The 26,701-nt window shown below is 61.1% G+C and carries 23 protein-coding genes, 2 pseudogenes and 1 riboswitch; of the genes and pseudogenes, 8 read left to right on the forward strand and 17 right to left on the reverse strand.

Going from position 1 to position 26,701, the window contains the following annotated elements:
* Positions 1-222: 222 nt before the first annotated feature.
* From PQR40_RS28030 to tssD, 6 genes and pseudogenes are all read right to left on the reverse strand, one after another.
* Positions 223-1,419 (reverse strand): aminotransferase-like domain-containing protein, encoded by a 1,197-nt coding sequence (locus PQR40_RS28030; protein WP_408393142.1) that lies wholly within the window; start codon positions 1,417-1,419, stop codon positions 223-225.
* A gap of 123 nt (positions 1,420-1,542) precedes the next feature.
* Positions 1,543-2,715 (reverse strand): NAD(P)/FAD-dependent oxidoreductase, encoded by a 1,173-nt coding sequence (locus tag PQR40_RS28035; RefSeq protein WP_408238537.1) that lies wholly within the window; start codon positions 2,713-2,715, stop codon positions 1,543-1,545.
* Positions 2,716-2,870: 155 nt separating this feature from the next.
* Positions 2,871-4,370: an L-piperidine-6-carboxylate dehydrogenase gene (gene amaB / locus PQR40_RS28040; protein WP_408238540.1), complete on the reverse strand. Its 1,500-nt coding sequence runs from the start codon at positions 4,368-4,370 to the stop codon at positions 2,871-2,873.
* 298 nt (positions 4,371-4,668) lie between these two features.
* On the reverse strand, positions 4,669-5,103 hold the full coding sequence (gene tssE, locus PQR40_RS28045; protein ID WP_408238543.1) for a type VI secretion system baseplate subunit TssE: 435 nt from the start codon (positions 5,101-5,103) through the stop codon (positions 4,669-4,671).
* A complete protein-coding gene (tssH, locus tag PQR40_RS28050) occupies positions 5,100-7,868 on the reverse strand; it encodes a type VI secretion system ATPase TssH (protein ID WP_408510289.1) in 2,769 nt (922 codons plus the stop codon). Before tssH ends, tssE begins: the two co-directional genes overlap by 4 nt.
* Before the next feature lie 118 nt (positions 7,869-7,986).
* Positions 7,987-8,274 (reverse strand): annotated as a pseudogene (gene tssD, locus PQR40_RS28055) (type VI secretion system tube protein TssD); the annotation flags it as partial.
* Here tssD and tssF point away from each other — a divergent pair.
* The 3 genes and pseudogenes from tssF to tssJ all read left to right on the forward strand — a co-directional run.
* Positions 8,261-9,310 (forward strand): annotated as a pseudogene (gene tssF / locus PQR40_RS28060) (type VI secretion system baseplate subunit TssF); the annotation flags it as partial. The pseudogenes tssD and tssF overlap by 14 nt on opposite strands.
* Before the next feature lie 101 nt (positions 9,311-9,411).
* Positions 9,412-10,416 (forward strand): type VI secretion system baseplate subunit TssG, encoded by a 1,005-nt coding sequence (gene tssG / locus PQR40_RS28065; protein ID WP_408510326.1) that lies wholly within the window; start codon positions 9,412-9,414, stop codon positions 10,414-10,416.
* A gap of 44 nt (positions 10,417-10,460) precedes the next feature.
* Positions 10,461-11,072, forward strand: a complete 612-nt coding sequence (tssJ, locus tag PQR40_RS28070; protein ID WP_408510327.1) for a type VI secretion system lipoprotein TssJ — start codon at positions 10,461-10,463, stop codon at positions 11,070-11,072.
* Here the strand turns inward: tssJ and PQR40_RS28075 are convergent.
* Complete coding sequence (locus PQR40_RS28075; protein WP_408510290.1) at positions 11,069-11,233, reverse strand: hypothetical protein; 165 nt, start codon at positions 11,231-11,233, stop codon at positions 11,069-11,071. The genes tssJ and PQR40_RS28075 overlap by 4 nt on opposite strands.
* 20 nt (positions 11,234-11,253) lie before the next feature.
* Positions 11,254-12,096: an HTD2 family dehydratase gene (locus PQR40_RS28080; protein WP_408510291.1), complete on the reverse strand. Its 843-nt coding sequence runs from the start codon at positions 12,094-12,096 to the stop codon at positions 11,254-11,256.
* A gap of 252 nt (positions 12,097-12,348) precedes the next feature.
* Between PQR40_RS28080 and PQR40_RS28085 the strand changes: the two genes are divergently transcribed.
* A complete protein-coding gene (locus tag PQR40_RS28085) occupies positions 12,349-13,173 on the forward strand; it encodes a 2OG-Fe(II) oxygenase (protein ID WP_408510292.1) in 825 nt (274 codons plus the stop codon).
* Positions 13,174-13,588: 415 nt separating this feature from the next.
* Positions 13,589-15,508 (forward strand): FUSC family protein, encoded by a 1,920-nt coding sequence (locus tag PQR40_RS28090; RefSeq protein WP_408510293.1) that lies wholly within the window; start codon positions 13,589-13,591, stop codon positions 15,506-15,508.
* A gap of 167 nt (positions 15,509-15,675) precedes the next feature.
* Here PQR40_RS28090 and PQR40_RS28095 read toward each other — a convergent pair whose 3' ends face one another.
* The 4 genes from PQR40_RS28095 to PQR40_RS28110 all read right to left on the reverse strand — a co-directional run bounded on the left by PQR40_RS28095 (position 15,676) and on the right by PQR40_RS28110 (position 18,935).
* Positions 15,676-16,491, reverse strand: coding sequence for a VOC family protein (locus tag PQR40_RS28095; protein ID WP_408510294.1), 816 nt, complete (start codon positions 16,489-16,491; stop codon positions 15,676-15,678).
* Positions 16,492-16,539: 48 nt separating this feature from the next.
* Complete coding sequence (locus tag PQR40_RS28100) at positions 16,540-17,727, reverse strand: ABC transporter substrate-binding protein (RefSeq protein ID WP_408510295.1); 1,188 nt, start codon at positions 17,725-17,727, stop codon at positions 16,540-16,542.
* A gap of 228 nt (positions 17,728-17,955) precedes the next feature.
* Positions 17,956-18,702, reverse strand: a complete 747-nt coding sequence (locus PQR40_RS28105) for a CbtA family protein (RefSeq protein WP_408510296.1) — start codon at positions 18,700-18,702, stop codon at positions 17,956-17,958.
* An 11-nt stretch (positions 18,703-18,713) separates the two neighbouring features.
* Positions 18,714-18,935 (reverse strand): CbtB domain-containing protein, encoded by a 222-nt coding sequence (locus tag PQR40_RS28110; RefSeq protein WP_408339803.1) that lies wholly within the window; start codon positions 18,933-18,935, stop codon positions 18,714-18,716.
* Between the two features lie 52 nt (positions 18,936-18,987).
* Positions 18,988-19,075, reverse strand: a riboswitch (adenosylcobalamin (AdoCbl) riboswitch).
* A 96-nt stretch (positions 19,076-19,171) separates the two neighbouring features.
* On the opposite strand from PQR40_RS28110, the gene PQR40_RS28115 reads away from it, so the two are divergent.
* Entirely contained in the window at positions 19,172-19,759 is a 588-nt protein-coding gene (locus tag PQR40_RS28115) for a histidine phosphatase family protein (RefSeq protein ID WP_408510297.1), read from the forward strand.
* A 56-nt stretch (positions 19,760-19,815) separates the two neighbouring features.
* On the opposite strand, the gene PQR40_RS28120 is transcribed toward PQR40_RS28115, so the two are convergent.
* From PQR40_RS28120 to PQR40_RS28140, 5 genes are all read right to left on the reverse strand, one after another.
* Positions 19,816-20,256, reverse strand: a complete 441-nt coding sequence (locus PQR40_RS28120; RefSeq protein WP_408238572.1) for a hypothetical protein — start codon at positions 20,254-20,256, stop codon at positions 19,816-19,818.
* A 153-nt stretch (positions 20,257-20,409) separates the two neighbouring features.
* A complete protein-coding gene (locus PQR40_RS28125) occupies positions 20,410-21,420 on the reverse strand; it encodes an alpha/beta fold hydrolase (protein ID WP_408510298.1) in 1,011 nt (336 codons plus the stop codon).
* Positions 21,421-21,462: 42 nt separating this feature from the next.
* Entirely contained in the window at positions 21,463-22,821 is a 1,359-nt protein-coding gene (locus PQR40_RS28130; RefSeq protein ID WP_408393178.1) for an MFS transporter, read from the reverse strand.
* Complete coding sequence (locus PQR40_RS28135; protein WP_408393180.1) at positions 22,818-23,894, reverse strand: alpha/beta hydrolase; 1,077 nt, start codon at positions 23,892-23,894, stop codon at positions 22,818-22,820. Before PQR40_RS28135 ends, PQR40_RS28130 begins: the two co-directional genes overlap by 4 nt.
* A gap of 76 nt (positions 23,895-23,970) precedes the next feature.
* A complete protein-coding gene (locus PQR40_RS28140; protein ID WP_408510299.1) occupies positions 23,971-25,026 on the reverse strand; it encodes a porin in 1,056 nt (351 codons plus the stop codon).
* 201 nt (positions 25,027-25,227) lie between these two features.
* Between PQR40_RS28140 and PQR40_RS28145 the strand changes: the two genes are divergently transcribed.
* Together PQR40_RS28145 and PQR40_RS28150 are read left to right on the forward strand one after the other, a co-directional pair.
* Positions 25,228-26,136, forward strand: a complete 909-nt coding sequence (locus PQR40_RS28145) for a LysR family transcriptional regulator (protein WP_408339811.1) — start codon at positions 25,228-25,230, stop codon at positions 26,134-26,136.
* Positions 26,137-26,237: 101 nt separating this feature from the next.
* The gene (locus tag PQR40_RS28150) at positions 26,238-26,696 is read left to right on the forward strand and encodes a MarR family winged helix-turn-helix transcriptional regulator (protein WP_408510300.1); all 459 of its coding nucleotides are present in this window, start codon (positions 26,238-26,240) and stop codon (positions 26,694-26,696) included.
* Positions 26,697-26,701: the final 5 nt, after the last annotated feature.

The following is a 26,701-nucleotide window of genomic DNA, read 5'->3' on the forward strand; positions in this document are numbered from 1 at the left end:
GTACGCTTGCTGCCGTGCCCAACAATGCAGGGAAGGCTGTCGAGCGCTGTCCGGCCGCGGCGACCTTACGCCGCTTTAGCGGACTGGGATGTTTATCCTAAATCTCCGCGATTTAGCATCTGCATAAAAAACCGCGGTTGCGCAGTTCGTGCTCACCGGGTTATTTCAAGCACTGTTCTTACAGTTTTGCCACCAATACCGCGTTAGCCGAGTTAGCTGTCGTCAAAAGAGTGCGAGCGCCTGCTTCATTCTCTGCACACCGGTTTCGATTTCGGCTACACCGGGCGCGGCAAATGACAGGCGCAGTGCCGTCAGATCGATATTGTCTTTATAGAATGCGACGCCCGGTACGAACATGACGTTGCGCTCGATACAGGCATGCAGATAATCGGACGCGTTCTGTCCACCTGTCAATCGCGCCCACACGAACATGCCGCCGGCAGGACGATGAAACGCGATGGCACGACCCAAACGCTCATCGAGCGCGTCGCATAGCGCGCGGCACTTCCCAGCGTAGGCGTCGATGATTCGCGGCAGATGACGCTCCAGCGCACCGCTCGCCAGGTATTCGGCGGCAATCACCTGGGCCCAGGGTGAACTGCACAGGTCGACCGTTTGCTTGGCGACCACGCAACGGCGCAAGATTTCGGCATGCGCAACCATCCAGCCGACCCGTAAACCCGGCGCGACGATCTTCGACAAACTCGAAAAATGGACAACCCAGTCGCGTGAACCGGGCACCTGATCGCTCAACGCGAGCAGCGACGGTAACGCCGCGCCACTGAAACGCAGGTCGCCATAGGGATCGTCTTCGACGATCAGAAAATGGTGACGCGCCGCCAGCCTCAACAACGCCATACGGCGGTCGTGCGACAAGGTTGCGCCAGTCGGATTAGCAAAGGTCGGTACGGTGTAGAGCAGCTTCGGCGGCCGCGCTAATGTGCCCGCTTCGAGCAACGCGGCGAGCGCGGCGACATCGAGCCCGTCCTGATCGACAGGCACGGTCACGACATCGGCCTCCTGCAACTTCAGCGCCTGCAACGTCGCCGGATAAGCGGGTTGCTCGACCAGCACCACGTCGCCAGGCGCGACCATCACGCGCAGCAGTAGATCGAAGCCTTGCTGCGAACCGGTCGTGACGAGCAATGCCTGCGGCGTACAGGGCGTACCGCGCCGTGTCATCAGGTGCGCGAGTTGTTCCTTGAGGACGGGCAGGCCATCCGTCGGACCATATTGCAGACAGAGCGTAGCCTGCTGCGACGCACGCGCCGCGGCCGCGTCGAGACCTTCGCGGTCGAACAGGTCGCTTGCCGGATAGCCGCCGGCAAACGAAATCATGCCGGGCTGCGCCAGATACTTGAACAGCTCTCGAATCGGCGAACCAGCCGGCGCTTCGAATGCGGGGTTGAACGTGAACATAGTGGCAGGCCGCTTATCTTGTCGATGGAAGATCGGCATCGATTGTGGCGATCGTCGGGTTGGGCGGCAAACGATATCTATGCACTACATATTGCGTTTTCCGCATCACCTCCAACGCACCGGCTAAACCACGTTCTTCTCCACGATCGGCCGGTTTTCGAGCACACGAGCGAAGCTCAGCGAACCAAGATCAAGCGTCGTATAGCGGCCATGCAGAATCAATTCGCTGATGCCCCGACCGGTTGCCGGGCCCTGCTGCAGACCGTGCCCGCTAAACCCATTGGCAAAAATGCAGTTATCGACGCTAGGGTGATAACCGATGATCGCGTTCTGATCGAGCACGTTGTATTCGTAATAGCCTGACCAACAATTCTGCACGCGCAACGCTTCGAATTGCGGCACGCGGTGCGCGAGCGTCGGCCAGATCACGTCGTCGAATAGTGCGTGATCGACTTCATCGAGCGGCAAATCGTCGGGATCGTTATCCGCTGACGGTGACGTACCGCAGATGAACGATTTGCCTTCGGGCCGGAAATACACGCCGCTCGGATCGATCAGCAAGGGACAATGGTCGAGCCGCGCGGGCGACGTGACGTTGAAGATACTTCGCCGTCGTGCAAATACCGGAATGTCGATGCCGACCATCTGCGCGACTTTGCGCGACCAGGCACCCGCAGCGTTCACCACCACGTCGCAGGCGTAGACCTCGCCATTCGCGGTTTGAACTTGCGTGACATGTTTGCCTTGGCGATGCAGCGCGGCGACGTCGGCGGCAACATAGTGCGCGCCAAGTGCCTGCGCTTTCTTGCGCAGCGCCTGCACCAAACCATAGCCGTCGAACCAGCCCTCACCGCTTTCGCCATAAGCGCCGGCAACGAGGTCTTCCGTATTGAGCCAGGGAAAGCGCGCTTGCAACGCACCTTTGTCGAGCAAACTGATATCGGCGCCGAGACTCTTTTGCAGTGCGTGATTCTCGCGCAGCGTCGCCTCACCGGCGGGTGTGGCGAGAAAGAGATAGCCACCTTCGTGCAGATCGATCGACGGTTTCGCGCCGTCGATTTCGAGCCGCTCGCCGATCGAGCGCAGAAACTCGATGCCGAATAGCGACATCTGAATTGAAAGCGGCGTAGAGAATTGCTGGCGAATGGATGCCGCCGACAATGCGGACGACGAACGCGCATAAGTTGGATCGCGTTCGATGACCGTGACGCTGACCGTCGGATCGGACAGCCGCAGAAAATACGCAATCGAGCTGCCGATCACCCCACCGCCGACGATCACGACCTTGGAATTCACGTCTTACTCCACGAGTAGCGCAGCCGCTCTGAAACGGCGGGCGGCGCAAACGGATTGCTGAGAGAGGTTGTGAACAGCGGCGCATGAACGCGCCGCTGTTTTCTGCTGAGTGTCCTACCGCTTTATTGTTTTTTACTGTGTTGCTACTTACCGGATCAGCCGATATTGAAATCAATGCCCTGCGCGAGCGGCAACGCCGATGAATAATTGACCGTGTTTGTCGCGCGGCGCATATAGGCCTTCCACGCATCCGAACCCGACTCACGACCGCCGCCGGTTTCCTTCTCGCCGCCGAACGCGCCGCCGATTTCCGCGCCGCTCGGTCCGATGTTCACGTTAGCGATACCGCAGTCGCTACCCGAGTCGGACAGGAAGCGTTCAGCTTCGCGCAGATCGGTCGTGAACACGCACGACGACAAACCGTGCACTGCCGCATTGTTCGCCCCAACCGCATCCGCGAAATCTGAATAGCGCAACACATACAGAATCGGGGCGAAGGTTTCCTTCAGCACCACCTCCGTTTGCGACGGCATTTCGACGATGGCCGGACGCACGTAGTACCCGCCTTCATGGCCCTTTACCTCGACACGGTCGCCACCGAACACCTTGCCGCCTTCGGCCGTGGCCTGCTGCAGCGCTTCCTGCATGCGAGCGTACGATTGCTTGTCGATCAGCGGACCCATCAGTGTGCCCTTTTCGAGCGGATTGCCGATCGGCACCTTGCTGTACAACTGCTTCAGACGCTCGATGGTCTTGTCATACACGCTCTCGTGCACGAACAGACGTCGCAGCGATGTGCAACGCTGCCCCGCCGTACCCACCGCCGAGAACAGGATGCCGCGCATCGCGAGCTCGTGATCCGCGGTTTGCGCGACGATACCCGCGTTGTTGCCGCCGAGTTCGAGCAGCGAGCGGCCGAAGCGCTTCGCCACTTCAACGCCGACCGTGCGGCCCATTTCCGTGCTGCCCGTCGCGCTGACGATCGATGCACGCGGGTCGGCCACCAGCTTCGCGCCGACGTCGCGGCCACCGTTGATCAGCGCGGTGAGCCCTGCCGGCGCGTCGCCGAATTCTTTCAGTGCCTCGCTGAGAATCTGGTTGACGGCGAGCGCGGTCAACGGCGTCTTTTCCGACGGCTTCCAGATCACCGCGTTCCCGCATACCAGCGCCAGCGCTGCATTCCACGACCACACCGCCGCCGGGAAGTTGAACGCCGAGATCACGACGCACGTACCCATCGGATGCCACGTTTCAGCCATACGATGGCCCGGGCGTTCCGAAGCGATCGTTAGGCCATACAACTGGCGCGACAGACCGACCGCGAAGTCGCAGATGTCGATCATTTCCTGCACTTCGCCCATGCCTTCCTGCAGGATCTTGCCGGTTTCAAGCGTGATGATGCTGCCAAGCGCCTGCTTCTTTTCACGCAGACGATTGCCGAGCAGGCGCACCAGTTCGCCGCGGCGCGGCGCCGGGACGTTGCGCCATGCCGTGTACGCCTCTTTCGCATTGCCGAGGGCCACGTCGACTTCCGCCACCGTGTTGCTGGCCACGCGGCCGATGAGTTCGCCGGTAATCGGTGAATGAACCGCGATGTCGCCGGCTTGCGCCGCGTGGGCGATGCCGAGGTCGGCGAGGATGGTGGAAGCGTCCATGAGAATCCCTTTAATTTCCGATACGAAACAAGAGTAAGTTCGGAAACTATACACGCGGGATTTTGTGGCGGCAAGGGTATTTGCCCGGGGCCGGGCGGCGGACCGGGCTGGATGGGCTTGTGAGCTTGATGCAAGGCAGGAGTGGCGTGGCGTTGGGCGGTGCCGTGGGCGGCTGCTGCTGATGGCGGGGCAACGCAGTGTAGCTTGTGCGTTCGTTTCTTATTGGAAATTATTGGTGCCAGCTTGGGCTTGGGTAGCAGTTCGCCGAAGGCCGACGCAATCCGGACACGCCGCCCCGTTAGTCGCGGTCATGATCGGCCTGCAGCATCTTGAGTCGCGTCTGCCCATCGGGCGTGAAGTGCGTGCCGAAGCGAACCAGCCCTGCCTGACGCAGATGACACTCCATCGTGAAACTCAGCAACATGCCCGGTTCGGTGTCTTCGATATCGATGTCGATCGATTCCAGGCGTGGCTCGTACTTCAGTAGCGTCGCCTCGATCGCACCTCTGAGCTTGTGCGCAGACGACGGCAAATGGCGATAGATTTCCGATAAGTCGTCGAGTCCGTAATCGGGAAGGTGCGCGAGCCCGTTGCGACGGCTGTTCAGGATACGTTGGATATTGTCCTGCACGGACAGGAAGGTCTGAGTCGCGGCATCGAAATCAGCGACGGCAGCGCCGTTGGCAAAATGACCCGTCACCGCCTCGAAGAGACCCGGCCCACCGCGGGTCATACCGCTGCCTCAGTCGTGCTGTCAAAGTTCACCGCAATGCCACCTTCCTCGGTGAACGACAGCGTAATTTCGCATGGCAATTGCCGCGCGGCCACGCGTATGAGCAATTCGCGCGACAGGACCGGCAGAATCTGCTGATCGAGCAGACTGTCAATATTGCGCGCGCCGGAGTCAGGTAATTGGCACGCGCGCACAAGTTCGCGTACCAGCGAGTCATCACATACGAGCGGTACGCCAAACCGGCGCTCGATGCGATGTGCCACCTTGTCGAGTTTCATTCGCACGATCGACGCCAGCGCCCCGGCTGAAAGCGGCCGGTACACGACGGTCTGGAAACGCGCGAGCAGCGCCGGCTGGAAGTGCTCGATCAGGAGCGGCCGAATCGTTTCCATCAGCATCGAAGTAGTAATGTCGCCGGCCTCCGCGACAGCCTCCGTCGCGGCCATGATCTGTTCGCTGCCAAGGTTCGACGTCATCAGAATCACCGTATTGCGGAAGTCGATCACGCGGCCTTCACCATCGCGCATCAAGCCACGGTCGAACAACTGATAGAACAGGTTCAGCACGTCACGGTGCGCCTTTTCGACCTCGTCCAGCAGAACCACGCTGTACGGGCGCTGGCGCACGGCTTCCGTCAATACGCCCCCCACTCCGTATCCGACATAACCCGGCGGAGAGCCCTTCAATTGCGAGACCGTGTGTGCTTCCTTGTATTCGGACAGGTTGATTGTGATCAGCGCACGTTCCCCGCCGAACATCAGGTCGGCCAGCACGCGGGCCGTTTCCGTCTTGCCCACGCCAGACGGACCAACCAGCAAAAACACGCCAAGCGGCGCTTCGTCAGACGTGAGGCCAGTTTTGGCGGCACGCAGACTCTTGCCAAGCGCGGCGAGAGCGCCATCCTGACCAACTACGACACGGCCGAGGCGCGTCTCGATCTCGAGCAGCGTCGCGAGTTCGTCTTCCAGCAAACTGCCGACCGGCACGCCGGTCCAATCGGCGATCACGCGGGCAACGGCCGCTTCGTCCACTTCCGCTTGAATCAACGCGTCGGCGCCGTGTCTGGCCAGTACTTCATGGGCGGCGCGAATAGATTGTTGCAAGTCGCAACGTGCGCTTTCTTCCGCTGCCGCGTGCCATTGTTCACGCAGTTTTTGCAGCGTGGCAACGGCGTCTTTCTGTTCGGCGAACGTGGATTCAAGCGCATCGAGTTCGACCTTGAGATTGGCGAGGCGAATGTCGATCGCGACCAGCCGTTCGCCGACATCCACGGACGTGGCGACATGATCCTCGACTAACGCACTGCGTTCGACCTGGAGCGCAGCCTGTTCGGCGTGACAGGCGGAGATCGCGATGGGCGTGGTTTCCGAACTCATACGGACGCGCGCCGCAGCAGTATCGAGCAGATCGACAGCCTTGTCCGGCAACTGACGGCCGGTCAGATAGCGACGCGAGAGACGCACCGCGGCGGAAACCGCCGCGTCGGTGATGTGCACGCCGTGGTGCTTCGCGTAACGCTCCTTCAGGCCGCGCAGCATCAGGCATGCATTGTTATCGTCGGGCTCATCCACCTTGACCACCTGGAAACGCCGTTCGAGTGCAGCGTCGCGCTCGAAGTACTGCTTGTATTCGGACCAGGTGGTTGCGGCAATCGTGCGCAGTTCGCCGCGCGCCAGCGCCGGCTTGAGCAGGTTCGCAGCATCTGCGCCGCCTGCGGTGTTGCCCGCGCCGATCAGCGTATGCGCTTCGTCGATGAACAGCAGGATCGGTGTTGGCGACCGTTGTATAGCGTCGATCACATTCCTCAGCCGCTGCTCGAATTCGCCTTTGACGCCGGCGCCAGCCTGCAGCAGACCGAGGTCGAGCGTTAGCACGCTGACTTCGCGGATCACCGCCGGCACGTCACCTTCAGCGATCTTCAGCGCGAGCCCTTCGACCAGCGCAGTCTTGCCGACACCCGGTTCGCCGACGAGGATCGGATTGTTCTTACGGCGCCGTGCAAGAATATCGACCATCTGCCGGATTTCCACATCCCGGCCGAAAACCGGATCGATTCTGCCGTCGCGCGCTTTCTGAGTGATGTCGACGGTGAAGCGTTGCAGCGCGTCAGATCCCGGCTGCCCGGGAAAGGGTGCGCGCGACCTGGCTACCGGCAATGAGGGTTGATCGCTGAAGTCGGCGTGAAATGCGGTTTCGTCCGTGGCGCAGCCGACCGCGGCATTATCAGGCGCTCTACTCGGGCGCTCAGACGCAGTATCGGCATCGCCGTCTGGCTGTATAGATGCGCCCGCTGCTTCCACCGACATCCTGTCGAGTGCAGGCATCAAGCGTCCGATCTGCGCAGCCGACACGGAGAGCAACGGCCACGCGTCCGGCGCGCGTAACAGATGGGGAGCGTCAGCGAGCGCGGCCAGCAGGTGCGCCGAGCGGATCGAGGTGGCACGAGCATCAAGCGAGGCGTACATCCACGCCGCTTCCAGCAATTGTCCGAGCCGACGGGAGAGACCTGGTTTGCCGCGCAACTCGCCCGGAAGCCGGTCGATCGCGCTGAGCAAGCCGTTCCAGATGCCGTCCGCGTCGAGTTCATAACGGCGCACGATCGCCACGAGGTCGCCTTCGCCCAACTCCAGCAGCTTGATCAACCAGTGTTCAATTTCAATATCGCGATGAGCGCGCATTTCGCACAGGCTGGCCGCCTCGGCAAGCGAGCGGGTGCAATGATCGTTGAGGCGGCGCAGAAATTGAGAAGGGTCTCGGACAGTCATGGCAATGGATAGCAGGAGCGATATAGATAAAAATCGCACGAACCGGATTGAGGACGGTACGTGCGTTAAAGACGGTGCCCCCGCGGGAGAAGTGAAGAGGCACCGTGACTCGTCCCTTCTACGAACGTTCGTTCCAGCTATCGGCGTGGATGATGTTGCCGTCCTTATACGACCACGTGATTTTCTCGTAGCGCAGTTCGACGTCTTCCAGATGATTGTGCTTTTCGTAGGCCGGGTTCTTGATATCCAGCATCTTCGGCTTGACCGCTACGACCTTCACGTTGTCGAGCTTCGTGTTGAAGTATTCTTTTTCCTTACCCGCGTCATCAATCTTGTACCACTTGATCTCGATTGACTTGAGCGTCTGACCACTTGTCACCGCCTTGTAAAGGTACCAACTGCTGCTTGAATATTTCACCTTCCCGGAAAAATTCATGTTCGTAGACCTCCTCGGTCTCGACATGCAGATGATCCCTCAGGCCGCTGAATACTTCGACGTCGAAGTGGTACTGGCGAAACCATATCCGGACGACATGCGCTTCTCCGCCGACAACGTGCGCCTCTACTGCACACCGATCATCAATCTCTTCGCGCTCGAAGCGGATCCGATTACGGCATCGCAGCATGAGACGGAATATCGTGTACACGCGCTTGAACAACGGGGCGATCACGTCGACGTGTATTCGGTCGATAACGTGCGAGGTTTCGAGGCGGATACTGGCCAGCGCTTCGAATATGCGCCATTCGCCGCGTTCCGTCATCGCGGCGGCATGCTGCGCCATGAAATGCCGGAACGGTATTTCCATACGCGTACGCGACGCGGCCCATCCGGCCGCTTCGACACCTGGATCGTCCTGGGCGGCCACGCGTGGGAACACCAGGACACGCTACCGCAGGAAACGCTATCGCTATCCGTCACCGGCACGAATGGCATGTTGCCGCGAAAAGGCTTGCGCGACGCAGGCATCAACCGTATGCGCGGCGGCTTCACCAATATCGGCGCGGTGCGCAACCTGACTGCGCCGACTCTGCCCGTGTATCCACCAACCGGCGACCGTTTCCAATGGCGCGTGCTGTCACATCTGGCGCCGAACTACCTGTCGCTGCTAAACGCGGAAATCTTGCGCGGGAGTCTTGCCCTGTATGACTGGACCGACGGTGAACTGAACAAGCGCAGAATTGACGCAATCACCGACGTACAACACCGACTGCTTCAAAAACTTGTCAAGGGCGGGTTGCAACGTGGCGTCGAGATCGAGGTGACACTGGACAGCGCCGCATTCGCCGGCGACGGCGATATCGAACTGTTCAGCGGGATGCTGAACCGCTTTCTTGCGCTGTACGCGACTTTGAACCTGTTCACGAAGCTGGTGGTCGTGTCACAGCCAACTGGCCGCAGAATCGAATGGCCTGATACGAAAGGCGAAGGGGCACCGTTTTGAACGGCCCGCAACGCAGGGGAGCGAAGCAAGCGCTCGCGTTGGAATTGACTAACTACGCCGACCGGCCGCTGCTGCCTGCACTGCTCGCCGACGCGACGCAAATGAATTTCTTCCGCTTCTGCGAGCTGATCGAACTTGCCGCACCCGATCAGCCGCCCATCGGCACGACCGATTCGCCGGGGTCTGAGCCGGTTCGCTTTCGCTCGCGTGCTCGACTCGGTTTTCCAAACCGCGAAATCGATGCGGTTGAATACGACCTTGATAATCCCGGGATACCTCCCGACATACGCACGACTTTTCTTGGACTGTACGGTGTCGACGCCCGTATGCCGTCGTACTTTGTCGACGAGATTGCGCAAAATCGCGAGGGGGCTGAATCGATGTCGGCATTCCTCGACATCTTCCATCATCGGGTGCTCACGCAGTATTACCGTGTGTGGCGCAAGTATCGGTATCCCGCTGGCTTCAGGAAAAGCGGAGCAGATGAAATTTCGCGCTATCTGCTGAGCTTCGTCGGCCTCGGCATCACTTCACCTGAACTCGCCGGGGTCGTTCTGCAGGAACTTCCTGCTGTCGTGGGCACGCGCAAGCTGCTGTCGATGCTGGGACTCGCAAGCCAGAAGACGCGCACTGCCGAAGGTCTGATTGGCGTGTTGCAACACGCGGTGCCCGATGCACGAATTACCGTGGAGGAGTTCTACCCGGTGTGGATCAGCGCGGCAGGTTACCCGCAGACTCCGCTCGGTGAGGCATGCCTGCTTGGCCATGGCTTTTACGACTGCGCCAACGCGGTGCGGATCGTCATCAGACCACAAACACGCGAGTCGGTACTCGGGTTGATGCCGGGTCGGGAAAATCATAGTGAGGTAATGGCGTTGCTTCGTTTTTACCTGGGTTACGAAGCGCGGGCACAACTCGAAATGCATGTGAGTCCCGAATTGATGCCCGCACAGGCGCTGAATTCGGATCAGGTCAGCCTCGGTTACACGACCCAACTACCACAGCCTCGCATTCCGGAGCAGCCTTGCCCGGTTACACGAGTGCAACTGGGCGTGTGGGCAGGAGGCAGCGCCCGATGTCCTGCTCAACAGCACCGAACGCACTGATACAGCGATTTACGAATCGCGGAACACGAAAAAGGATCAACAGAATGATGCGAGTACTTCGAATCGGCACCGCGGCGTTGGCCATCTTTGCCGTCGCAGGTTGCGGAGTAGGACAGGCTATGAAAGACAGCACGGTGGATGCAGCGAAATGGGCGTTCACGACGCAGGTCAAGATGATGAATGTCGATCTTGTCAGCCGGTCGTCATTAAACCCAAACGGCGCCGGGCAATCGTTGTCGACCGTGGTGCGGATCTATCAACTGAAAACGCCGCAAACATTCAAGCAACTTGGCTATATGCAACTGCAAACGAATGACGTCGAGGCGCTTAAGGCAGACCTGCTGGCAACAACGGACGTAGTGCTACGCCCAGACGCCAGCGCAAGCATCAGCGAACCGATGAACAGCGACGCGGAGTATGTCGGCGTCGTCGCGTTTTTCCGGAGCGCTGACATGGATTCGACCTGGAAGCTGGTCGTTCCCAAAAAGCTATGGAAGAAGACTGATCCAGTGAAGATCGAGGTGCAGGGCAGCGCATTGCAACTGGTTGACGCGACGGCAGAAGCGACCAGGCAGAACGCGCCACAGCAGAGCCTCCCGAATCCGCCGAAGGCAAAGCCAGCTACGATGACGGAGTATGGGAAGCAATCGGGTTAACCTCCGGTGAGATACCAGCCGGCTTTGGGAAGTGCATCGACGAATTCTTTTGGACAGCCGCGGGTTTCGTCGATCTCGCGAAAATACTCGCCGAAAAAGTGCTGGCATGGATCGCGCGCCACTTCGCGAATATCCTGAAACGAATCTGCCGCGTGATTCACATAATCAAATCTCCTGAAGCTCAGCCGAGCGCCGCCGTACCACGCATGGTCAGATAACCTTCGTGGTCTTTGGCCCACAGGTCGATGGTCTTCCCGTCGGCAGAAGGTTTGCCACATACCGTGAAAGGCTGCCCCGCGAAAGTCGGCCGCACTGCCTTGAACGCGAAGCTTTGCAGCGTTGCATCCGGTTGCTCACGGCGCACCAGATCAACCAGAAGCGTCGCGATCAACGGGCCGTGCACGATCAAACCGGGATAGCCTTCCACCTCGGTCACGTACGGGTAGTCGTAATGGATGCGATGACTGTTGAAGGTCAACGCGGAGTAGCGGAACAACATCACGGCATCCGCATCGACGGTGCGGCGCCACGTTTCGCCCTCCGGCGCTGGCGCCGATTGCGGCGGGCGGCCACCCTCTTGCGGCGCGTCGCGGTAGACAATGTCGTGCTCTTCTTCGAGCTTCAGTTCACCGCCAGCTTCGATCGTGTGCTGTACCGTCACGAACACGAGACGGCCCGAGCGGCCGGTCTTGTCTTCGATATTGGCGATGGTCGACGTGCGTTTCGCATGCTCGCCGACTTTGAGCGGCGTGTGGAACGTCAGGCGGCCACCGGCCCACATGCGGCGCGGTAGCGGCACCGGCGGCAGAAAGTCACCGCGCTTCGGATGACCGTCCGGACCGGCATCGGACAGCGGCCCAATCGGCAGAAAGTACAGCCAGTGCCAGAGCGGTGGCACCGTATCGCCACGTTCTTCCCGGTCCAGGGTGGCGGCCATTGCCGTCAGCGGAAAAGCGGTGATGTCATCTTCGGTCACCGTTTCTTTGTTGAGCCAGTCGTCGAGTTTCTCTGCGGAGGCAAACATGGGCAAAATCTCCGAATGCGTCTATGGGGCTAAATAGGGCACTACTATGAACCTCGCGGGGCGTTCCGCGAAGTTTGCATTTTCGAATCAGGCGCTTTCTTTTGCTTAAGACGCCCAGGACGCCCGCGCGGCGGGTGCGAGCGACGCGGCCATAACGATGCGGGAATTGAAGAGCAAGAGTCGGAGTGCGTGGCCTTCGGCGCGTGCTTACACTCAGTCATCGTTCGATGAATCGCCTGACGGAGAATACTCATGAATACGGTCGCGAAGGATAGGCACTCGCACTCGACGGAGTTGGAACTGGAACTGGGATTCACGCCCAAACTGAAGCACGGCGAGGTATCGGAGGCAGACTCGGGCACCGTCACCGGCTCGCTTACGCGACGTGTCGGCGCAATCGACTGGTTCGATGTCGAAGAAGAACTGAACAGCTACGGCTGCATGATGCTGCCCAATCTGCTCCGTGCGCAGGAATGCGACGCGCTGTCCGCACTCTATCCACGCGAAGACCTGTATCGCAGCCGCGTCGTGATGGCGCGGCATGGTTTTGGCCGCGGTGAATACAAGTACTTTGCTTATCCGCTGCCGCAGCTGGTTGCGCAATTGCGCATGGAGCTTTACCCGCGCCTCGCGCCAGTCGCGAATCGCTGGAATGAAGCGATGAATATCGATGTCCGTTATCCAGCCACGCACCGCGAATTCGTCGAGCGCTGCCACGCCGCCGGTCAGTTGCGTCCGACGCCCTTGCTTCTTCAATACGCCAAGGACGATTTCAACTGCCTGCATCAGGACCTATACGGCGAGCACGTCTTCCCGCTTCAGGTCGCGATTCTGCTGTCCGAGCCGGGCGAGGATTTCACCGGCGGCGAGTTCGTCATGACGGAGCAGCGTCCGCGGATGCAGTCACGCACGGAAGTCGTGCCGCTCGGCAAGGGCGACGCGGTGGTGTTTGCGGTTCATCACCGGCCGGTGCAAGGCACGCGCGGCGTGTATCGCGTGAATCTGCGACATGGCGTGAGCCGCCTGCGGTCGGGCCACCGGCACACGCTCGGAGTGATATTTCACGACGCGACTTGATTCAGTTCGACGCGGCGCCAGCCGGGCCTCGAGGGACGCGCCGCCAAGCCACGGACGGATCCTGCGCGGCTTTCATCCTTACCGGTGCAGCACGCCTGACCGTTGGACGCCGCACGCCACACGCCACACGCTCCCGTCCGCGCCGCTGCTGCGCCGCCGCAAAAATTCGACAACGGTAATTTTGAATCGGTATCATTCGGGAAAACCCGAACCCGCTGGACACGCTGCGCCACCCTTTGCAGCGCGTCCAGCGTGGCTGTTCGAGTGTTATCGCCCGTCGTCGGACGGGGCTTTCAACCGGTGATCCCGGCATGGCGGCCCCTTCCGACGATACGAAGCTGGCGGGCTCGCATGCCCGCCTTGTCGCAATCGGCCAAAAGCCGGTGGCGGCCATTTAGCCTGGATATCATCGATCATGATTGCTGCCGCGTTTTCGCGCGTCGCCGACCGCCTGCTGGTTACGGATCCGGGACTCGTGCGTCTCCATACCGCGCTGCGCGTTGCGCTTGCCTGCCTGCTAACCGGCATTGCCAGCATCGCGTGGACCGTCTTTCATCACCAACCGGTTACCCTCGCCGCACCCGGCATCCTCTTTGCGATGGTGGCGCCCCTGTTCGTGCGCGATGCGCGGCGGCCGGCGTGGTTCGGCACACTGTTCTGTCTTTATCTCTGCGCCTGCGCGTGCTTCGCTGTCGCTGCCGTTCTGAGCCGTTATCCGCTCGCTGGCGATGCGGGTTTTCTGATCGTGATGTTCGTCGGCATGCTGGTCCAGGCATGCGGTCCGCGCGCGCTAGGTTGCGCGATGCTGGGCGTGGTGTGTTTCTACCTTGGGCTGTACCTGCATCCTTCGTCCTTCCATCTTGCGCAATCGCTCTTGCTGTCCGTATCCGGCCCGCTGATGGTCGCGCTGGTCGGCCGCGTGATCGTGCCGATGCGGGCGGCTGTCAGTTTCCGGCTCGCCATTCACACGGTGACGTTGCGCGCATCGCGTGTACTTGCCGCACCGGGCGCAGTGAATCTTTCAGCGTTGAACGAAGCCGCGCTCTCGCTTGAAGAACAACTGGCGTTGCTGAATCCGCCGGATGCCGAGACGATTCGCGAGCGAATTGTCGAAGTGGAAGTCGCGGCTGGGCAGCATGCGTTTGCTTCCGCGCCAGCACATAGCGGCGCGCCGCAAGCAAGTGCCGACGTGCTGCGTCACGCGATTGCCCGGCTCAAGGAGATTGCGCATCGCGGCCATGGGCAGCGCGCTTCGCCGTTGCTAGCTGACGATGCGAGCGCAATTTCCTTGGCGCAACGGTTTGCCGATTTGCGCGCAAAGCTCTGCTGGCTGCCCGCCACGCGCGCCACGACCGCGGCTTTTCTCGCGATGCTGATTGGCCACTCGCTGTCTCCTGAGCGCTGGTTCTGGGCAGTCATCACCACGTTCGTGGTGTTTCTCGGTACACGGTCACGTGCTGACACGATTTATCGCGGCGCGCAACGCCTCGCCGGGACGCTGGCGGGCGCGCTAGTCAGCGTGCTGCTGGTTGCCCCGCTGCACAACTCGCCCCTGCTGCTCGTGGCTGCGATGGTGCTGTGCGTGTTCGGTTGGGCTTACTACATCCTGAGTGCGTATGCCCCCGGTGTGTTTTTCATTACCGTGCTCGTTGGGCTCGTGTATGGCGAGTTAGGCTTCGCGATGGGACCGCTGGTTGAGTTGCGGATCGAAGAAGTGCTGGTCGGTTGTCTCGTGTCGTTTGCGGTCGCGATTTTGATGATGCCGCTTGCGGCGACCCGGCATGTTGAGGCAAGGCTTGGGGCTGTGCTTGTCGCACTGCGCGAGGTAGTGCGACAAGCAGGCTCCGCTGCTCAAACGCCCGGGACGGCCCCGGCCATGCGCAAACTCGATCGCACCTGGCATGATCTGCGGATCGCGCTGAAACCGCTGCAGACGCAGCGAGTGGTGGTGTGGAATCCCGGCGTCGAACTTGCCACCGGTTCGCTGCTGTGTTGTTTGCACTGGGCGCGGGTGTTGAGTGATGCTTCGCGGTGCGGCGCGTCATCGGGAGATGTGGCGCTCAATGTGGTGGATGTCGGTGCGGCGCATGTGGAATCGATTGTGGCACGGCTGGATTCGTTGATCGCGCGGTATAGCCGTGGGGCGGAGGGCTCTGCACCTGGCGAGCTGGATGAGCGTATGTCGGCGACTGCTGCCGTTGATGTCGATCCGGCGATGGCACCGGCACTGGCTCAGCTAGATGGCGCCGTCGTTCAGTTGTTTGATCGGTTGACGCAGCCGGCCGCGGAAACGCGGCGGGTATTCAATTGGGCGCTCCGGGGTAGGAGCGCTTAGGCGGCGATGGGTTTTGATTTTGTTTGCCTATAGCGGTCGGGGGATTGTTGCGCTTGTGAACTTGTCCACAGAAAATGTTCGCAAGGCTGTGGATAACACCCCCACAACCTCCCCAAGCCATTGATGCGAATACATTCCTTCACACTGCGCACCGAACAACACCTCCGTCACCCCGCAGCAATCTCGAACCAAGCGCCATGCGTGCGATTACGGTCAAGCACCCGCGACTCCGCGTGACCGGCGGCGCGCAGCGCAACACCAAACACCCCTTCCCCCCGCGTGGCGAGTTGCCGGCGCAACGCCGCGCCCTCTGTGGTGACGTTCGCGGCATCAACATGCACGGGACTCAACAACACGATCGACGCATCACCAACCGACACTGTCGCCGACACCGCTCCCAGCCCCGGCAAAGCCACCGCCCGCGTTTCCCGCTCACTCACACCGAGCAACGCCCCATACCGCTGCAAGCTCGCCCCCAGATCCTCCACGGCGACCGTCAGACTCGCCACCCCTCGCACGCCGTTCGTATGCTCACGCACCGCGCCTTCAGCCACACGCAGATCACGCGGCGTGATATCCCCGCACAGGAATGGCAAATCACTGGTCCGCGGCCGGCCGGTCTGCCACTCGAGCCGCGCGCCATCCGGACGCACACGCCCACCCGCCTGCGGACCGTCGTATTGCAAACCACGCCCTTGCGCGGCGTCGATCACGGCGCCCACGCTCGACGGCAACAACGCGTAATCGACAAAACCATCGCCGTGACGCTGCCCCACATCCCACCAGCGACGCTGCGGCGCCGCCTGCAAGAAAGCGATCAGTTCGATGTAACTGCCATCGGCGAAACCAATTAACGCGTTGTGTGTCACGCCATCGGCATGGGTGCCGCCTTGCTGCACGGTAAAACCGAGTGCAGTGAAATCTTCAATGGTCTGCGTCAGGTCATGGACGCGAATAACGATGTGATCGAGTAAAAGGCTCATGGCGCAAATGTCGTGAATGATCGGATAGTTCGACGGACGACGGGATGTCTATTTCTGCGCCACCGTTGCCTTGCTCTCAAGCAAGACCCACTTGTCGTTCTTCACCACCACGTTGATGTTTTTCACGCCGATCACACGGCGCGTCGCCGGATCAAAATTAGCCTTGCCGAACACGACGCTCGGAATATCATGCAGCTTCGGCAGCGCATCACGCACGGCTTTGCGATCAGGTTCACCGGCACGCAGCGCGTAGGCGGCAATGATGACGGCGTCGTACGCATAGGCGTTGAACGCGTCCGGCTCGCGATGGTATTTCGCTTCGAAGCGTTTGACGAAGCTCTGCACTTCAGGCCCGGATTCACCGGGAAAGAAACTGGTATTGGTCGCCACGCCATTGACGGCCTCACCACCGAGTTCGAGGAATTTGGGCGAATACACGGAACTGGCCGCGGCGATCGGCAGGTTGATGCCGCTCGTCCTCGCCTGACGGGCGATCTGCGCGCCGTCGGAGTAGTACGAAATCAGCACGATGCCGTCCGGATTCGCCGCGCTCACCCGCACCAGCGTCGCGCGGAAATCTTTCTCGGCCGACTGATAGCCCTCGGCCGCAACGACTTGCGCGCCACGTTCATTGGCGGCTTTGACGAAGACGTCTTTGCTGGTGCGCCCCCAATCGGTGTTCAGATAGAGCACGGCAATGCGCTTGAGGCCGAGCGTTTTCACGGCGAGGTCGGCGAGCAGCGGCTGCGCGTCGGCCTGACTGACCGACGGGCTCCAGATGTAATCGCCACCTTTGGTGAAGTCAGGATGCGAGTTGGTGAAGCCGAGCTGCACAAGGCCGGCATGCTGATAAATCGGCGAGGCGGCCATGGAAGCCGGGCTGGAGAAGTCACCGAGTTCGATCAGGATGCGCGGATCGTTGACGAATTTCTGCGCGATCGTGATGGATTGGCGTGGGTCGCTCTGGCTGTCCTCGAAGACGTAATTCAGCGGGCGGCCGTTGATGCCGTTATGGCTGTTGATCTCATCCAATGCAAGATCGAAGCCAGCCTTCCATTGCGCGCCGTACTGAGCGTTCTGGCCAGTCAGTGGACCGCTCACACCGATCAGAATTGGATCGCCCGAAGGTGGCGCTGCTATGGCCGTGGTGACCGTCGTTATTGACGATACGGCGAGCAGCAGAAGTGCCGTGAAGTGAGTGGCCCATGATGGGCGCGGGCTTGATAGGGTCGACATGGCTCCAGGCTCGGTTTGCTTGAGATTGGAGTGAGTGTCGGATGTGCCCCGGCTTCGGGCAACCAAGCGATTCGCATATCGTTATGCCACCGGAGAACTTGTCCACAGAAAATGTTCGCAAGCCTGTGGATAACATCCTGCCAAACGCGCCAAGTGCTTGATGTATTTATATTCTTGCGCGCTGCACGTCGGCGCAACCGTCACGACGGTTGCGCCCGTGTTATGCCATCAAAGGTAAGCGGACTTCGTCGCGCTACCGGTCGCGGGAGCCAACAGTTTGCTCCGCTCAATCAGGGCGCCGAACAGCAGCCCAATGGTCGTCCACATAATCACCTGCATCCCGATTGCCGCGACGCGGAATTTCCACAACAGCACCGCCGGGAAAGCTGCCGGCACTTCGTTGATCGTCGGCATCGACAGTTGCACGGCAGCAATGATCACGACAAACACCACGCCAGCCACGATCGAGCCATTCCACGCGCCCAGCTTCAGCGCCGCACGGCGCCGCACCTTCAGCGAGAACACCAGTGCGACTAGCGAGATCGCGATCATCAGGAAGAACAAACCGGTGCGCGCCCCGATCGTCTCGGGGTCGCCCACCGAGGGTGGATTCGCCGGATATTTGATGTTCGGGACGATCACCAACGCGATAAACGCGCCAAGCGCCAGCCATGCGGACAACGCGCGCGCACTCAATGCGCCGACGCGGCCGTACGCATACGCGAACACCAGCGAGAACAGCCCACCGAACGCTGCGCCATACGTCACCACACCCGTCAGCAGCCCCAGCCCCGCTTGCGTATCGCGGCTCACCAGTTCGGGTTCCGGCGCTTCGCCTTTGGCGGCATCGGCCTTTTCCTCGAAGGAGATCGCCTGATCGACTTGCGGCTCGCCCACCAATCTGGCGAAGCCGAACGTGAGCAATCCCGCGGCGATGCCTGCAAGCATCCCGCGTACCAACAATTTACCAACCATGTTCGACTCCGTTAGTGGCAGGGAAAGCCGAGCAGATGGCGGCCGTCGTGCACAAATTCATGCACGTACATGCCAGGCACCAACGAGGTGGCACCTTGTTCCGCACCAACGAAATACAGCGCAAGCAATAGCAGCAAGCCGCCGAACACGACCCAAGGCAGCAATTCACGCAGCGGAACTGGTGTGGGTTGAGCGACAGGCTGAGCCGCGGGATCAAAAACAGCGTGGGTCATAATGGACATCTCCTGGGGGTAACGCGCCCCGATAGTCGATCGAAAAGGATGGTGCGAAGCTCAGGTCTGGCTTTCGGCTCGTGAATGCCGATTACAGTGGCGCGACCGCGCCGGGCTCTCACCGGCTTCCGTGCTTCGCAGTGCCGCTATTCTACGCGCTAAACTTTGCCTCCCGGCAACGCAAAGCATCGCTGCATTCGTCCCGCCTTGGGCTGGCCTTTATGGGAATGAACTGAATGGACATACGGCTGTTACTGATCAGCCACGCATCGACCGCCGCGATGCGCGCGGCACGCTTTCCCGCCGACGATCCGCTCGATGCACGCGGCCTCGCCGAAGCAGGCGCCGCGCGGGCGCGCCTGTCGATTCCGGACGACGCGACGGTTTTTGTCAGCCCTGCCGTTTGCGCGCGCGATACGGCGTCGGCCCTGGGTTTCAGCGCCGCAGTCCACAAGGGACTGGCGGATATGGACTACGGCCTATGGCATGGCCGCCGCCTCGCTGATCTCGCCGTCGAAGCGCCACAGGACCTCGGCGCATGGACGCACGATCCCGACGCCGCCGCGCATGGCGGCGAGTCATTCAGTCAACTCGTGAAACGGGTAGGACTGTGGCTCGATGCGCTAGACAATGCGTCGAGCGAAGAACCATGCAATACGCAAAATGTGATCGCCATCACGCATGCGCCAGTGATCCGGGCCGCCCTCGTTTATGCGCTCGGGGCATCGCCCGCCGTGTTTTCGCGCATCGAGATCGCGCCGCTCTCGACAGTCGAGTTGCGACGCTCGCGACGCGGCTGGACATGGTGGCCGGCGTCACAGTAACGGCGGCCGGGACGTCTGCCGCGCGCAGACAGTCGGCTCAAAACTCATGTGCCCGCTCACTTGTCTGAGACGACCAACCTCAGCTTGTTCGAACCGGCTCGCGTCAACGTGATATCGGTCCGCCTGGCGCGTGTGCCGAGATAAAAGTGCTGACGTCCAGGCGAATTCTGGTCGTGCGTGGCGTCTGGCAGACACGAAGCGATGTCCGCCGCGACGGCCTGCAGCGCATCCGCGCTCGAACCGGCGTCATGGTGCGGCGTCCACGTGCATTGATAGCTGCCACGGCTCGCCAAACATTGCGCGTCATCGCCGTAGGGTTGCGCAACGCCCTTGCCGTCGTCCGGCGTCAGCGAGGCCAAACCGTCCGGCGCCGCCGCGACGATCCGTTTGAGCGACGCACACGGGCTAGGCGCATCGTCGGCATTCGCGCTGCATGGCAGCAAGGCGCTCAGCGATACAGTGGCGATCGCGGCGGCGAGGATTCTGGTTTTGTTCATGTCGGCGCAGTCCTTCGAAAGGTGGCTCACGGATGACACTAGCGCAGTAGCACGCTTCGTGCCCGTGCGTGCCGGGCGCACCCTCGTGAGCGAAGTCCATCCTCCCGCATAGCCGCGCGCCACATGCATCGATGGGCGCTTCAAGAACTCACGTTAACCACCTACACCAAACAACGCGGCCAGCCCAGCCGCCGACCCAAAAATCCCCTTCGCATCGTGCCCGACGCCGTCGATCACAAACGTCCGATGCTTCGCCGATCCTTCCGGATGCCTGGACGCCATATAGCGCGCATAAGCCAGGCCGCGCGCCAGCCGATGCTCGCCCTGGGCCTGCGCAGCACATGAACGGTCGAGTGCCGGATGCTGCGGATCGCAATCCGCGCCGCCGAGCAGCACGGTGACTTCGCGATGCGCATAGCGCGATTCGAGCGTGTCAGCAGAACCAGCGCCCTCTCTACTCGACGCATAGGCCGGCAAATCCTCGAGCCCATACTTCCAGCGATTAAACGACGGACACGCCGTCGCATCGAAAGGCTCGAACTCGCCCGACGCGGACGGCCGCATTGCATCGAAGTACACATACGAGGAAGGATTCGCGACCACATAGCGCAGTGCGATTCCGCGCGCGACGAGCGGCGCCTCACCCTGCGCCACCACGGCATAACGCTGCACCACCTGGCCACCGCCCGAATGCCCGGCGATCACCACCTCGCTCAGCGACGCAAACTGCTCGCGCGACGCCAGTGTCTGCAGAATGGCGTCGAGTACATCGAATGAACTGATCGGCGCCGGACCTTCGGCGTTTTCGCCGCCCATCCAGCTAGTCCATTCCCAATGCAGCGTGGACGGTGGCAGCGCATGCGCGCTGAGGTCGGCACTCGCGAGAAACTGCGGCACGATCAGCAGCGTATCGGCGCCGCCGCCCGCCAGCGCGCACGCGCGCTCCGCCAGATCGAAGTACGAATCCGCATTGCGCAAGCGTCCATGAATCAGGATCACCGCGCGCTTGACGTCACACGTCGGCGCAAGCCAGTTGCCGTTCGCGAACACCGGCACGGTGCCGCTGCCCGCACGCGTCTCGACACTCAGATGCCGGCTGGCGACGACGGCGACCGGACGTTCATTCGGGGCGCGTTCGTCGTCTGTAATCAAAGGCTGGGTCATGCAATAAGCTCTGGTTAATCTAATAAGTCTGGCGAGATGCGTCTAACGCGTGACGAACTGCGCCGTTGCGCTGCCCGGTTCGCGTCCCGAGCGCGTGAAATACACCATCGCAAGCGACACGAAACCGGCAAAAATCAGATAGAAGGCCGGCGTCAAACTGCTGCCGGTCAGGTGCGTCAAACCGGTGATGGTGAGCGGCGCCATGCCGCCGAACAGCGTCACCGCGATGTTGTACGACAGCGCCACGCCCGCCGAACGGCTACGCACCGGAAATAGCGTCGCGAGCATGCCGGGATGTGAACCGGACATGGCGGCAAGGAACACCGTCGCGACCATCTGCGCGATGAACAGATGCCCCGGTGTCGGATTCGTCACCACGAAGTGATAGAGCGGATACACGCACACCATCCACGCGATCACGATTGGATAGAACAGGCGGTATGCGCCATAACGATCGGCAAGCTTGCCGGATAGCGGAAACAGGAACAGATTCAGCACGCCCGATACGAATGCCCCGAGCAGCGCGGTGGACAGCGGCAAATGCAATTGCCGCTCGACATACACCGACAGATACGAGTGCCACACATAGTTGGTCGCCGCACCGATAATGATCACGCCCATCGCACAGATCGCTGCGTCGCCGTTATCGCGGAAGAATTGACGCACCGTCACGCGCGGCGGCTTGTCCTTCTGATCGAGCAAACGCTCGAACTCCGGCGACTCAGCCACGCGATGCCGGATGTAGAAGCCGAACGGTCCCGCCAGCGCGCCGAACAGAAACGGTAGACGCCAGCCCCACGCCACCAGTTGCTCGTGCGTGAGTTGCGTGGTCAGCAGATAACCGACACCGGAAGAAAGCAGCAGCGCGAACGCCTGCGCCGACATGTTGAAGCTGCCATAAAACATCTTCTTGTGCGGCGGTGCGTACTCGACCAGCATCGCCGAAGCTGTCGCGAACTGCCCGCCCACCGAGAGCCCTTGCAACAGCCGCGCGAACACCACCAGCAAAGGCGCCGCGATGCCAATGCTGGCGTAACCCGGTGTGAGGCCCATCAACAGCGTGCTCGCCGCCATCGAGATGATGAGCAGCGAGAGCGCTTTGCGCCGCCCTGCCCGGTCCGCATAGATGCCGAGCAGAATGCCGCCGATCGGACGCACGATAAAGCCGACAGCGAACGTGGCGAGCGTCAGCATGATCGACACGAAGCCACCACCGCCGGGAAAGAATACCTGCGCGATGATCTTTGCGAAGTAGCCGTAGATCAGAAAATCGAACCACTCGAGTCCGTTGCCGAGTACCGAGGCGAAGATCGCGCGCCGCACCATCGACGGGCTCAAGCCGTTCGATGCCTCCGTGGCGGACGCGGCACCGTCACGCTGATTCAGGCTCGCCTCGCTCATTGCTCACATCCTTTGGTATCGAACATCGCCGACAATGCGCAAACCGACGTCAGCATGCGCGCGCCGTTGTGGCCAACGCCCGGCACGATATGAAAGCTCTGCTTCAGGCCTTCCGGATGACGCGACTGGATGTACCGGTAATACGCTTCTGCACGCGCAACACGCTGCGGACCTTGCGCTTCGGCCGCACAGCTTTTATCGAGCGCGCTTTGCTGCGGATCGTCATCCGCCCCGCCGACCAGATAGTCAATGCGGCGCGACGCATAAGTCGCTTCGAGTTGCGCCGGCGAGCGATCGTCGAGGTACGGCGGCCGATTGTCCATGCCGTATTTCCATTGATTGAAGTCGGCGCATTGAGCGGCGTCGAACGGCGTCGCCACACCTTGTCCATTCGGCCGTTGCGCGTCGAAATACGCATAGGTCGATGGGCTCGCCACCACATAGCGCACGTCGATACCTTCCTGAGTCAGCACGTCGATGTTACGTGCCGCCACAGCGTAACGCTGCACAACCTGTCCGCCACCCGAATGTCCGGCAAACACCACGTGCCGCAGATTCGGAAACAGCTTGCGATCCGCGAGACGCGTAACAATCGCGTCCAGCACCGTGTACGAACTGATGGGCGACGGCGCCCGCGCCGCTTCACCGCCCATCCATGCGTCGCCCGTCCAGCGCAGGAGATCGGCCGGTTCGTCATGCACGCGCAAGTCGAGCGTGGCGAGGAATTGCGGCGCGATCAGGAGCGTGCTGTCGGCGTCCGCGTGAGCGGCATCACGTGCATTCTGCGCGGTGCGGAAGTACACGTCCGCGTTGCGCAGCTTGCCGTGAATCACGATCACCGCACGCGTCACCTGCGGTTGTGCGACGTTCCAATCTTTTGACAGGTACAGCGGAAATTCAGCTTGCCCTTGCGGCGTGTCGATCGTGAACCGTGTATCCGAGATCGCCGCCACCGGTTTCAGATGGGACTCGTAGGCACGCACCGCGAATGCCGGTTGAGTGAGCAATGCCAGCACGGCGGCGCCCGCTGCCGCGCACCCCATCGCCAAACGTCGTGAAAGTTTGAATGTCATGCAGCTTGCTCCTGATAGCCGTGCACTGTCTTGAACGCGGCGCATCGTCAAATCCGTCGTTTAAAAGCTCAAAAACTCAGAACCGATGCCGGATGCCGAGCGTCACGCCCGTCTGGTTCGGACCGAATGCGGTGTCGCTCGTCAAGCCGACTGGCGTGTACTGGCCGTTGGCATAGCGCGTGGAAGCGGCATAGGCAACGGTTGCGTACACATCGGTTCGCTTCGAGAGAATATAGTCTGCACCGAGCACGCCCATCAACGAGTTCGACACGTTATCCGCCTTGTTGCTCTGGTAATACGCGGCGGCGGTCACGCGGAAATACGGCAGGACAAGATAGCGGACGCCGCCGAACCACAATGCCGACGACACCGTCTTGCCCTTGGTTGGGTTGTACAGATAGTGCTCGTAGCCGCCCATGATGGTTACGTCGCCGATCTGCTGGCGCGCCGAGGCGCTCCAGTTACGCGACTTGGTCCACAAGCCGGTCGAATTGATGGCGCCGTTGCGATAGTCGTAGGCCACCGCCGCAGCAAAGCTGCCGGCATCGTAATCAAGCGCGCCGCCGTATGCCGCGCTGCTTTGAAACGAGTCGGCCGTGCCGCCGAAACTGTAATCCGCCGTCGCCGTCAATCCGCCGAAGCGGCCCACATACTTGACCGAGTTGTTCACGCGCGCCTTGAACGAAAAACCGTCCACGGAACCGGTGGTCGGCATCCATGTGTACTGCTGGCCGAACACCATCGGATCGTATTTGATCAACGTGTCGTACATCGCCGTGTACTGCAAGCCCGCCGACAACGCGCCGAACGCATCATTCGACACCCCGACGGCCGCAGTCCGATTGAACAGCACGCCGGCGGTTGCGTTGGTACCGTCGTTGCCGTTGAAGCCCGCTTCGAGAATGAAAAACGCCTTATTGCCGCTACCAAGGTCTTCTGTACCACGAAAGCCAAAGCGCGAGTTGCTCAGTCCACCGGAATTTTCCCGGACCAGAGAGCCGCCACTTGCGCCCGCGTGGTTAAGGAATTCGATGTTCGTGTCGATCAAACCGTACAGCGTGACCGATGCCTGCGCATGCGCACCCGCGCTACCCACCAAGGCCAATGCGGCCACCACATATTGTTTTTTCATTGCCGTCTCCTGTCGATGTTGTTTTATGTCGCCATGCACTCGAGCCTGCTTGCCGTGAGCAACGCGGGCCTCGGTCGATGCGATGGACGAGATCGTAGGATCGGGCGTGGTAAATGTAAAATACCTGTTTTAGGTACCATATATATTTATAGAATATGGCAGTGAGCAGAACACCGAGCACGGTCAAGGAGACAGAACACGATGGAGCTTCGTCACTTACGCTACTTCCTGGCCGTTGCCGAGGAAGGCCAATTCACACGTGCGGCCGAGCGGCTGGCAATGCAACAGCCGCCGCTCTCGCAGCAAATTCGAACGCTGGAAGAAGAGATCGGCTTCGAGCTGTTTGTCCGCATGCCGCGCGGCGTTACGTTGACGCCCGCCGGGCAGTCCTTTGCGGAAGACGCGCAACGCTTGCTGCAGGACCTGCAGCAGTCGGTGGACAAGGCACACCGGATTGCGCGCGGCGAGCTCGGCACGATCTCGATCGGCCTCACCAGTTCGGCGGCGTTCCATCCCTTCACGACGGAGGCGATCCGGGCCTTTCGCGCGGTATGTCCCGAGGTTGCCGTGGAGCTTGCCGAGCTCAACGCGGCGGAAATTATCGAGCGTTTGGCGGCGGGACAGATTCAGGCGGCGTTTCTCCGCAAGCCGGTCGATGTGCGCGAAGGCGTGGCGTTCGAGTTACTGCTCGACGAACCGATGGTGGTAGTGCTGCCGGTCGGACATGCGTTGCTGAAAGGAGCAGGCAAGAAGCGACCGCAGGTGTCGTTGAAAGCGCTGGCGCAGGAAGATTTCATTCTGGTGCGCCGACCGGGGGCGCCCGGTATGTATGCGGATATTCTGGCCGCCTGCAGACAGGCGGGTTTCGTACCACGGATTGCGCGCGAGGTGCCGCGCATGGTGTCGGGGATTAATCTGGTCGCAGCCGGGTTGGGGGTGACGCTCGTGCCGGCGTCGATGCAACGCTACGACCAGGTGGGGACCGTGTATTGCACATTGACGGGTCCCTCGAAGTTGAGTGCGCCGCTACATCTTGCTTACCCTGCGGGACTGCGCAATAACGCGGCGACCCGCTTTATCGAACTGGTGAAGGAGCGCGCTCGCGGTTGAATGCCGCAGGCTTTTGCGACATTCAACCGCGAAGGCATGCTTCACAAAAAATTCCAATTCAATAGTTTGCTAACGAATATTTTAGAAATACAATACCGCCCATGTCGAATCTCGATGCCTTGCGCCGCACCGTCAGCAGCACCCTGGTCGTCGCTGCCAGAAAATGGCGGCGCACGAGCCATGGTGTGCTCGCGGCCTTTAACGTTTCCGAAGCGTGCGCCACGCCGCTCCTCACCGCCAGCCGGCTCGGCGAAGCGGTGCGGCAGGTCACGCTGGCCGATCACGTCGGTATTGAAGGGCCCTCGCTCGTGCGGCTGCTCGATCAACTGTGCGCGGCCGGTCTGATGCGCCGCGACGAAGATCCCGAAGACCGGCGCGCCAAGACCGTGGTGCTCACTGATGAGGGCCGCGCCGTTACCGCTAGAATGGAAGAAGAGCTCGTTACGCTGCGTGCGCAAGCTTTGAAAGGTATTTCGCGCAGCGATCTCGAAGCGACCTTGCGGGTGCTGGCCGCTTTCACGGCCGAGGCAGCGTCGCATAACGCCGGGGATTCCGAGTAACGGTT

Origin of the sequence: Paraburkholderia sediminicola (genome assembly GCF_046026855.1) — a bacterium.
Classification (GTDB): domain Bacteria; phylum Pseudomonadota; class Gammaproteobacteria; order Burkholderiales; family Burkholderiaceae; genus Paraburkholderia; species Paraburkholderia sediminicola_A.